Source organism: Priestia sp. YIM B13489 (assembly GCF_042787645.1).
Classification (GTDB): domain Bacteria; phylum Bacillota; class Bacilli; order Bacillales; family Bacillaceae_H; genus Priestia; species Priestia megaterium.
The window spans coordinates 518,162-528,070 of the sequence record NZ_JBHZOQ010000036.1 but is presented as its reverse complement, the minus strand read 5'-3'; the positions used below and the strand labels follow the sequence as shown (position 1 = coordinate 528,070).

8 protein-coding genes and 10 tRNA genes are annotated in these 9,909 nt (G+C 41.1%); all 18 read left to right on the top strand.

Annotation, left to right across the window (positions count from 1 at the left end):
* The first annotated feature begins 71 nt into the window (after positions 1–71).
* A tRNA-Arg gene (locus ACFX4W_RS04535) sits at positions 72–148 on the top strand.
* Between the two features lie 5 nt (positions 149–153).
* Positions 154–230 (top strand) — tRNA-Pro (locus ACFX4W_RS04530).
* Between the two features lie 25 nt (positions 231–255).
* Positions 256–331: transfer RNA gene (locus ACFX4W_RS04525), tRNA-Ala, on the top strand.
* A 30-nt stretch (positions 332–361) separates the two neighbouring features.
* A tRNA-Met gene (locus ACFX4W_RS04520) sits at positions 362–438 on the top strand.
* 27 nt (positions 439–465) lie between these two features.
* A tRNA-Ser gene (locus tag ACFX4W_RS04515) sits at positions 466–558 on the top strand.
* Between the two features lie 11 nt (positions 559–569).
* Positions 570–645 (top strand) — tRNA-Asp (locus ACFX4W_RS04510).
* Between the two features lie 10 nt (positions 646–655).
* Positions 656–730, top strand: a tRNA-Gln gene (locus ACFX4W_RS04505).
* A gap of 4 nt (positions 731–734) precedes the next feature.
* Positions 735–807: transfer RNA gene (locus tag ACFX4W_RS04500), tRNA-Lys, on the top strand.
* A gap of 12 nt (positions 808–819) precedes the next feature.
* A tRNA-Leu gene (locus ACFX4W_RS04495) sits at positions 820–902 on the top strand.
* Positions 903–924: 22 nt separating this feature from the next.
* A tRNA-Leu gene (locus ACFX4W_RS04490) sits at positions 925–1,010 on the top strand.
* Positions 1,011–1,109: 99 nt separating this feature from the next.
* Positions 1,110–5,378, top strand: a complete 4,269-nt coding sequence (locus ACFX4W_RS04485; RefSeq protein WP_377559248.1) for a flagellar hook-length control protein FliK — start codon at positions 1,110–1,112, stop codon at positions 5,376–5,378.
* Positions 5,379–5,387: 9 nt separating this feature from the next.
* Positions 5,388–5,816: a flagellar hook assembly protein FlgD gene (gene flgD / locus ACFX4W_RS04480; protein ID WP_043976485.1), complete on the top strand. Its 429-nt coding sequence runs from the start codon at positions 5,388–5,390 to the stop codon at positions 5,814–5,816.
* 25 nt (positions 5,817–5,841) lie between these two features.
* Positions 5,842–6,657, top strand: a complete 816-nt coding sequence (gene flgG, locus ACFX4W_RS04475; RefSeq protein ID WP_043976486.1) for a flagellar basal body rod protein FlgG — start codon at positions 5,842–5,844, stop codon at positions 6,655–6,657.
* Between the two features lie 35 nt (positions 6,658–6,692).
* Positions 6,693–6,902, top strand: a complete 210-nt coding sequence (locus ACFX4W_RS04470; RefSeq protein WP_025750317.1) for a flagellar FlbD family protein — start codon at positions 6,693–6,695, stop codon at positions 6,900–6,902.
* Between the two features lie 3 nt (positions 6,903–6,905).
* Positions 6,906–7,337, top strand: coding sequence for a flagellar basal body-associated protein FliL (gene fliL, locus ACFX4W_RS04465; RefSeq protein WP_043976487.1), 432 nt, complete (start codon positions 6,906–6,908; stop codon positions 7,335–7,337).
* Positions 7,338–7,357: 20 nt separating this feature from the next.
* Positions 7,358–8,359 (top strand): flagellar motor switch protein FliM, encoded by a 1,002-nt coding sequence (fliM, locus tag ACFX4W_RS04460; RefSeq protein ID WP_043976488.1) that lies wholly within the window; start codon positions 7,358–7,360, stop codon positions 8,357–8,359.
* The gene (gene fliY, locus ACFX4W_RS04455; RefSeq protein WP_280560142.1) at positions 8,349–9,479 is read left to right on the top strand and encodes a flagellar motor switch phosphatase FliY; all 1,131 of its coding nucleotides are present in this window, start codon (positions 8,349–8,351) and stop codon (positions 9,477–9,479) included. Before fliM ends, fliY begins: the two co-directional genes overlap by 11 nt.
* A 21-nt stretch (positions 9,480–9,500) precedes the next feature.
* Positions 9,501–9,863 carry a response regulator gene (locus tag ACFX4W_RS04450; RefSeq protein ID WP_043976490.1) on the top strand — a complete coding sequence of 121 codons (363 nt, stop codon included), beginning with the start codon at positions 9,501–9,503 and terminating at the stop codon, positions 9,861–9,863.
* The last annotated feature ends 46 nt before the right edge of the window (positions 9,864–9,909 follow it).

The window sequence follows — 9,909 nt, the reverse complement described above, 5'->3', positions numbered from 1 at the left end:
GTGGTAGAACACCACCTTGCCAAGGTGGGGGTCGCGAGTTCGAACCTCGTCTTCCGCTCCATATATATAAAGCGCCCGTAGCTCAATTGGATAGAGCGTTTGACTACGGATCAAAAGGTTAGGGGTTCGACTCCTCTCGGGCGCGCCATAAAACGGGAAGTAGCTCAGCTTGGTAGAGCACTTGGTTTGGGACCAAGGGGTCGCAGGTTCGAATCCTGTCTTCCCGACCACGATTACCAGTATCAGTACCATGATGGGGCCTTAGCTCAGCTGGGAGAGCGCCTGCCTTGCACGCAGGAGGTCAGCGGTTCGATCCCGCTAGGCTCCACCAATTAAATTAAATAATTGTAACAAATAATATGGCGGTGTAGCTCAGCTGGCTAGAGCGTACGGTTCATACCCGTGAGGTCGTGGGTTCGACTCCCTCCGCCGCTACCATATAAGTTACATTTGTTATAAATATACGGAGGAATACCCAAGTCCGGCTGAAGGGATCGGTCTTGAAAACCGACAGGGGTGTTAAAGCCCGCGGGGGTTCGAATCCCTCTTCCTCCGCCATTTTCTATTTCGGTCCCGTGGTGTAGCGGTTAACATGCCTGCCTGTCACGCAGGAGATCGCGGGTTCGATTCCCGTCGGGACCGCCATTTAAATTATTGGGCTATCGCCAAGCGGTAAGGCAACGGATTTTGATTCCGTCATGCGTTGGTTCGAATCCAGCTAGCCCAGCCATAGAGAGCCATTAGCTCAGTTGGTAGAGCATCTGACTTTTAATCAGAGGGTCGAAGGTTCGAGTCCTTCATGGCTCATTTTCATTTCTTGCGGGTGTGGCGGAATTGGCAGACGCGCTAGACTTAGGATCTAGTGTCTTTACGACGTGGGGGTTCAAGTCCCTTCACCCGCATCTTATTCATTTTATGTATTTAGCGGTCGTGGCGGAATGGCAGACGCGCTAGGTTGAGGGCCTAGTGGGGGCGACCCCGTGGAGGTTCAAGTCCTCTCGGCCGCACCAAAAAAACTTTTAAAAAAGTGTTGACATAAGAAAATAGAAATGATATTATAATAAAGTCGCCAAAACAACGGCGGTAAACATCANATTGATTTAAGGCAAGTGAAATTAGATCATCAACAGTCTAATGATCTGGTAAACAAGCTGCAAAAAATATGGAGTAAAGCTTCGCTCAGTGCTGAAGAGGGAAGATCCAAGCTTTTCATTACGTTATTTCCAAAACAGCTAGGTACGATTTCAATTGAAGTGCTTCAGCAAAAAAATGAACCGATTACGCAAGTGGTTGTATCGTCGGCGAAAACAAAAGAGCTGTTAGACGCCAATCTTGCGACTTTACGGCAAGTTCTGACTTCCCAGCATGTATCGGTTGATAAAGTCGATGTGGTCGCTGTTCAAGCAGCTCTAGAAAGTTCTGTAAAAGATATGAACGCTTTTGCTAAAGAAGAAAAAGTGCCGCAGTTTTCTATTGATTTAAGGCAAGTGAAATTAGATCATCAACAGTCTAATGATCTGGTAAACAAGCTGCAAAAAATATGGAGTAAAGCTTCGCTCAGTGCTGAAGAGGGAAGATCCAAGCTTTTCATTACGTTATTTCCAAAACAGCTAGGTACGATTTCAATTGAAGTGCTTCAGCAAAAAAATGAACCGATTACGCAAGTGGTTGTATCGTCGGCGAAAACAAAAGAGCTGTTAGACGCCAATCTTGCGACTTTACGGCAAGTTCTGACTTCCCAGCATGTATCGGTTGATAAAGTCGATGTGGTCGCTGTTCAAGCAGCTCTAGAAAGTTCTGTAAAAGATATGAACGCTTTTGCTAAAGAAGAAAAAGTGCCGCAGTTTTCTATTGATTTAAGGCAAGTGAAATTAGATCATCAACAGTCTAATGATCTGGTAAACAAGCTGCAAAAAATATGGAGTAAAGCTTCGCTCAGTGCTGAAGAGGGAAGATCCAAGCTTTTCATTACGTTATTTCCAAAACAGCTAGGTACGATTTCAATTGAAGTGCTTCAGCAAAAAAATGAACCGATTACGCAAGTGGTTGTATCGTCGGCGAAAACAAAAGAGCTGTTAGACGCCAATCTTGCGACTTTACGGCAAGTTCTGACTTCCCAGCATGTATCGGTTGATAAAGTCGATGTGGTCGCTGTTCAAGCAGCTCTAGAAAGTTCTGTAAAAGATATGAACGCTTTTGCTAAAGAAGAAAAAGTGCCGCAGTTTTCTATTGATTTAAGGCAAGTGAAATTAGATCATCAACAGTCTAATGATCTGGTAAACAAGCTGCAAAAAATATGGAGTAAAGCTTCGCTCAGTGCTGAAGAGGGAAGATCCAAGCTTTTCATTACGTTATTTCCAAAACAGCTAGGTACGATTTCAATTGAAGTGCTTCAGCAAAAAAATGAACCGATTACGCAAGTGGTTGTATCGTCGGCGAAAACAAAAGAGCTGTTAGACGCCAATCTTGCGACTTTACGGCAAGTTCTGACTTCCCAGCATGTATCGGTTGATAAAGTCGATGTGGTCGCTGTTCAAGCAGCTCTAGAAAGTTCTGTAAAAGATATGAACGCTTTTGCTAAAGAAGAAAAAGTGCCGCAGTTTTCTATTGATTTAAGGCAAGTGAAATTAGATCATCAACAGTCTAATGATCTGGTAAACAAGCTGCAAAAAATATGGAGTAAAGCTTCGCTCAGTGCTGAAGAGGGAAGATCCAAGCTTTTCATTACGTTATTTCCAAAACAGCTAGGTACGATTTCAATTGAAGTGCTTCAGCAAAAAAATGAACCGATTACGCAAGTGGTTGTATCGTCGGCGAAAACAAAAGAGCTGTTAGACGCCAATCTTGCGACTTTACGGCAAGTTCTGACTTCCCAGCATGTATCGGTTGATAAAGTCGATGTGGTCGCTGTTCAAGCAGCTCTAGAAAGTTCTGTAAAAGATATGAACGCTTTTGCTAAAGAAGAAAAAGTGCCGCAGTTTTCTATTGATTTAAGGCAAGTGAAATTAGATCATCAACAGTCTAATGATCTGGTAAACAAGCTGCAAAAAATATGGAGTAAAGCTTCGCTCAGTGCTGAAGAGGGAAGATCCAAGCTTTTCATTACGTTATTTCCAAAACAGCTAGGTACGATTTCAATTGAAGTGCTTCAGCAAAAAAATGAACCGATTACGCAAGTGGTTGTATCGTCGGCGAAAACAAAAGAGCTGTTAGACGCCAATCTTGCGACTTTACGGCAAGTTCTGACTTCCCAGCATGTATCGGTTGATAAAGTCGATGTGGTCGCTGTTCAAGCAGCTCTAGAAAGTTCTGTAAAAGATATGAACGCTTTTGCTAAAGAAGAAAAAGTGCCGCAGTTTTCTATTGATTTAAGGCAAGTGAAATTAGATCATCAACAGTCTAATGATCTGGTAAACAAGCTGCAAAAAATATGGAGTAAAGCTTCGCTCAGTGCTGAAGAGGGAAGATCCAAGCTTTTCATTACGTTATTTCCAAAACAGCTAGGTACGATTTCAATTGAAGTGCTTCAGCAAAAAAATGAACCGATTACGCAAGTGGTTGTATCGTCGGCGAAAACAAAAGAGCTGTTAGACGCCAATCTTGCGACTTTACGGCAAGTTCTGACTTCCCAGCATGTATCGGTTGATAAAGTCGATGTGGTCGCTGTTCAAGCAGCTCTAGAAAGTTCTGTAAAAGATATGAACGCTTTTGCTAAAGAAGAAAAAGTGCCGCAGTTTTCTATTGATTTAAGGCAAGTGAAATTAGATCATCAACAGTCTAATGATCTGGTAAACAAGCTGCAAAAAATATGGAGTAAAGCTTCGCTCAGTGCTGAAGAGGGAAGATCCAAGCTTTTCATTACGTTATTTCCAAAACAGCTAGGTACGATTTCAATTGAAGTGCTTCAGCAAAAAAATGAACCGATTACGCAAGTGGTTGTATCGTCGGCGAAAACAAAAGAGCTGTTAGACGCCAATCTTGCGACTTTACGGCAAGTTCTGACTTCCCAGCATGTATCGGTTGATAAAGTCGATGTGGTCGCTGTTCAAGCAGCTCTAGAAAGTTCTGTAAAAGATATGAACGCTTTTGCTAAAGAAGAAAAAGTGCCGCAGTTTTCTATTGATTTAAGGCAAGTGAAATTAGATCATCAACAGTCTAATGATCTGGTAAACAAGCTGCAAAAAATATGGAGTAAAGCTTCGCTCAGTGCTGAAGAGGGAAGATCCAAGCTTTTCATTACGTTATTTCCAAAACAGCTAGGTACGATTTCAATTGAAGTGCTTCAGCAAAAAAATGAACCGATTACGCAAGTGGTTGTATCGTCGGCGAAAACAAAAGAGCTGTTAGACGCCAATCTTGCGACTTTACGGCAAGTTCTGACTTCCCAGCATGTATCGGTTGATAAAGTCGATGTGGTCGCTGTTCAAGCAGCTCTAGAAAGTTCTGTAAAAGATATGAACGCTTTTGCTAAAGAAGAAAAAGTGCCGCAGTTTTCTATTGATTTAAGGCAAGTGAAATTAGATCATCAACAGTCTAATGATCTGGTAAACGAGCTGCAAAAAATATGGAGTAAAGCTTCGCTCAGTGCTGAAGAGGGAGCATCTAAGCTTTCTATTAAGTTATGGCCAGAGCAGCTAGGTACGATTTCAATTGAAGTGCGTCAACAAGATCATAAAACGACTGCGCAAGTAGTTGTATCGTCAGCGAAAACAAAAGAGCTGTTAGACGCCAGCCTTTTCAGATTACGACAAGCTCTCACGTCTCAGCATGTATCCGTTGATCAAGTCGGTGTGGACGCTGTTCATACATCTTCAGAAAGTTCTGCAGATACAAACACAACCGGAGCGACAGTAGAGAATCAGCCATCATCCTTTGGAAGTGGAGAAATGCCTAAGCTTCAGCAGTTCTCTATTTATCTAGGGCAAGCAAAATCTGACTATCAACAGTCTAGCAATTTGGTAAACGAGCTTGAAAAAATATGGAGTAAAGCTTCGTTCAGTACTGAAGAGGGAACATCCAAGCTTTTCATTAAGTTATTTCCAAAACAGCTAGGTGCGATTTCAATTGAAATGCTTCAAAAAGACAGTGAAACGGTTGCGCGAATTGTCGTATCGTCAGCAAAAACAAAAGAGTTATTGGACGCCAACCTTTCAACTTTGCGGCACGGTCTCGCGTCTCAGCATGTGTCAATTGATAAAATCGATGTGCTACTGTCGGAACAAGCGGTGTCGTACAACAATGAAAACGACCAGCAAAAAGAAAGACAGGAAAAAGAAGCGTTTAAAAAAGAAGAAGAAGATCAAGATTCACAGCAATTGGAAGGATCGGCTTCCTTTCTATCTTCTTTTGAAGCAGCGCTCATTAACTACAACGTATAGGTGATAACAATGACAAATGAAATTACGTCTGACTTGTATTTAAGCAATAGAGACACACCAGTGAAGCAAACGGGAAACAGCTCGCTTGGCAAAGATGACTTTTTGAAGCTTTTGATTGCTCAGCTTCAAAATCAAGATCCAATGAATCCAATGCAAGACAAAGACTTTATTGCTCAAATGGCTCAGTTTTCATCCCTTGAACAAATGACAAATATGAGCACATCGCTCAATACGTTTGTAACGCAGTCTCAGGCTTCTCCTATTTTAAAAGGGAGTGAGTTAATTGGTAAAACCGCTGCATGGTTAGATGAAGAAGGAAATAAAAAGCAAGGAGTCATTTTAACAGCGTCCGTCAAAAACAATGAGGTGTCGTTTGGGATCAACGATGAAAATCATACGGTACTTTCGCTAAACGATATCTTAGAAGTAAGCAGTTAACCAACCAAATTTAAGGAGTGATTTTATGTTACGTTCGATGTATTCAGGAATCAGCGGCATGAAAAATTTTCAAACTAAATTAGATGTCCTAGGAAATAACATTGCCAATGTTAATACGTATGGCTATAAAAAAGGACGTACAACGTTTCAAGATTTAGTAAGTCAGCAAGTAGCAGGAGCAACAGGGCCGGCTGGGAACCGTGGAGGTGTTAACGCTAAACAAGTCGGGTTAGGTTCACAAATTGGCACAATTGATACAGTTCAAACAGCAGGAAGCATTCAGTCAACGGGGCGTCCACTTGATTTAGCTATTTCTGGAGACGGCTATTTTGTTGTAAATGATGGAATATCAGACTATTACACAAGAGCGGGGAACTTCTATTTAGATAAAGATGGTTATCTAGTGACAGGTGATGGGTTGTTTGTAAAATCTACTAGTAATAATGACAATGGAAGAATTAAAATTGATCCAACTACAGCTAAAAGCTACAGCATTGGGGCAAATGGAACTGTTAATATTGTTGGTCTAAACGGAACTATGCTTCCGAATCCTCAGACTATCAAGCTTGCAAAGTTCGCTAATAATGAAGGGCTTCAAAAAGCAGGAGGAAATTTGTTCGCTAATACTCCAAATGCTGGGCTGGTTGGAACTCCTGCAAACATTACTCCTGGAAACAGCGGTACAGGAACTTTAATTTCAAGCGCCCTTGAAATGTCCAACGTTGATTTATCGGAAGAATTCACGGATATGATTGTTGCACAGCGCGGATTTCAAGCGAACACAAGAATTATTACAACATCCGATGAAATACTGCAAGAGCTAGTGAATCTAAAACGATAGGCGGGAGGAAGGAGTAGGTATTACTCCGGTTAATTATGATCACTTTAACAAGGCTAAACGGCAAAACATTTACGTTAAACGCACTCTACATCGAGCAGGTTGAAGCATTCCCTGATACGACCATTACGCTAACGAATAACAAAAAGCTGGTGGTAAAGGATTCAGTTGAAGAAGTGAATGAGAAAGTGACGAGCTATTATCAGCGAATTAACGTATTAGGGCTGCAGCAAACGACGGAGGAATAAAGTGTGTTTAAAAATAAGCTAATTAGTAAGATGATTATTATCATGCTTTCTCTTACTTTAATAGGAAGCATTGCTGTTATCGTGACACTAAAGTATACAGAGCAGGCAGGTACTGAAAAAGGTCCATCTATTGACGATGTGATTAAAGCTTCTGTGGATGTAACGGATATTAAAACAAATTTAAAAAGCAATAACTACATCAGCATCTCTTTTAAAATTCAAATGGATAGTAAAAAAGCAGCGGCAGAGCTTCAAAAAAGAGATTTTCAAGTAAGAGACATTATTATCAAAAAGCTCTCAGATATGAGTGCTCAAGATTTTGAAGGAACGCAAGGACTCAGCACGTTAGAAACAGATATTGCAAAGCAAATTGATCAATTAATGGAAAACGGACATGTTGTTAAAATTTATACAACGTCTAAAGTGCTGCAGTAAAGATAAAGGGAGGGAAGCTAGTGGCTGGGGATGTATTATCACAAAATGAAATTGATGCCCTATTATCCGCGTTATCAACCGGAGAGATGGATGCGGATGAGCTAAAAAAGGAAAATAAAAAACAGCGTATTCGTACATATGATTTTAAACGCGCCCTGCGTTTTTCAAAAGATCAGATTCGCAGTTTGACGCGAATTCATGAAAATTATGCGCGCATGCTCATCAATGTCTTTTCGGCGCAGCTTCGTAACGTTGTACAAGTGTCCGTTGTATCAGTAGATCAAATTCCGTATGAGGAGTTCATTCGCTCTGTTCCGAAAGTAACCATCTTAAATGTGATAGCCGTCCCTCCTTTAGAAGGGCATATCATTATGGAAGTCAATCCGAACATTGCCTATGCGATGCTTGACCGCTTGCTCGGGGGACAAGGCGAGAGCGGTGGGAAAATTAGTAACTTAACGGAAATTGAAATGAGCTTGATTCGAAACTTGCTAGAGAAAACGTTAGACAGTATGAGAGAAGCTTGGAGTTCTATTGCGGAAATTGAACCTGAAACATCAGAGTTTGAAGTGAATCCTCAGTTTTTGCAGGTAATTTCACCAAATGAAATTGTCATCGTCATTTCATTAAACGTACAAATTGGAGATGAAACGGGCATGATCAATCTATGTATTCCGCACGTGACGCTTGAGCCGATTGTGTCCAAACTGTCCGTTCATTACTGGATGCAATCTTCTAAAAAAGAACCTAACGTACAAGAGGTTGAGCAGCTAAAGGAACAAATCAATGATGCGGAATTGCAGGTTGTAGCCGAGCTAGGAAAAGCGGATATTTCAATTGAAGATTTCCTAGCATTAGATGCAGGAGATGTTATTCGACTGCAAACAAGCGTTCATAATCCGTTAACTATTTACGTCGGAGACCAACCTAAATTTATTGCACAGCCTGGAAAAGTCAGTCGGAAAGTTGCTGTGCAAATTCTAGATGATGTTAAGAGGAGGAACGAAAGGAATGAACGATGACATGCTTTCGCAAGATGAAATTGATGCGTTGTTAAAAGGAACTTCTTCACTTGACGAGTTTTCAGAGCCGAATAAGTCAAGTCAAGTAGATGATTACTTTACGGAAATGGAAAAAGACGCGCTTGGCGAAATTGGAAATATTTCGTTTGGCAGTTCAGCAACAGCGCTATCGGCTTTATTGAATCAAAAAGTCGATATTACCACACCGTTTGTATCGCTCGTATATAAAGAAGAGCTGACGGATGAATTTCCAAATCCTCATGTCGCTGTACAAGTTCAGTATACAGAAGGCTTTTCTGGTACGAATTTGTTAGTTATTAAACATGAAGATGCAGCTGTTATTTCAGATTTGATGCTTGGTGGAACGGGTGAGAATCCGACAGAAATCATGGATGAAATTAAGCTGAGTGCAGTGCAGGAAGCGATGAATCAAATGATGGGTTCTGCAGCGACGTCTATGTCCACGGTATTTCAAAAGAAAATTGATATCTCTCCGCCGAGCTTAGATATTTTAAATATTCAAAAAGGGGAAGGCACAGAGCTTATTCCCCAAGATGACGTCTTTGTAAAAGTCTCTTTTAATTTGAAGGTAGGCACATTAATCGATTCGAATATTATGCAGCTTTTATCGATATCTTTTGCCAAAAGCTTGGTGGAAGAGCTTTTAGTTCCAAGCGCAGAAGATACGGCAGCTTCTATTGAAAAAGAATCAGATCTTAACGAAAAGCAAACAGAACCGCCGGCCGCTGAATACATACAGCATGAAGAAACACAGCAGGCAGAAACTGTTCATGTACCAGTTGATGTTCAGCCCGCATCGTTTTCAGAGTTTGAGCACGTGTCTTCTCCTCAAGGGGATTCACGAAATTTAGACATGCTGCTTGATATCCCGCTTCAAGTTACCGTGGAGCTTGGAAGAACTAGGCGAACGGTTCAAGAGATTTTAGCATTATCTTCTGGTGCAATCATTGAACTTGATAAACTAGCGGGCGAACCAGTAGATATCTTGATTAATAGCAAATTAATAGCAAAAGGTGAAGTGGTCGTCATTGACGAGAATTTTGGCGTTCGCGTAACCGATATTATTAGTCAAAGAGACCGTATTAACAAACTAAAGTAATGATTTTTAGGAGGAGTAGAGATGGGAAACCAAATTTTAATTGTAGATGATGCTGCATTCATGCGCATGATGATTAAAGATATTTTAACGAAAAATGGATATGAAGTAGTAGCAGAAGCGGCAGACGGCCAGCAGGCTGTGGAGTTATTTAAAGAGCATGCACCAGATCTTGTCACAATGGATATTACGATGCCTGAAATGGATGGAATTACGGCCTTAAAAGAAATTAAAAGCATAAAAAGTGATGCTAAGGTGATTATGTGTTCAGCCATGGGCCAGCAGGCAATGGTGATTGATGCGATTCAAGCAGGGGCAAAAGATTTTATCGTTAAGCCTTTTCAAGCAGATCGTGTATTAGAGGCAATTTCAAAAGCAATTGGATAAACAACAGATTGGCGGGGCTTTCCCGCTAATCTTACACTATGTTGAA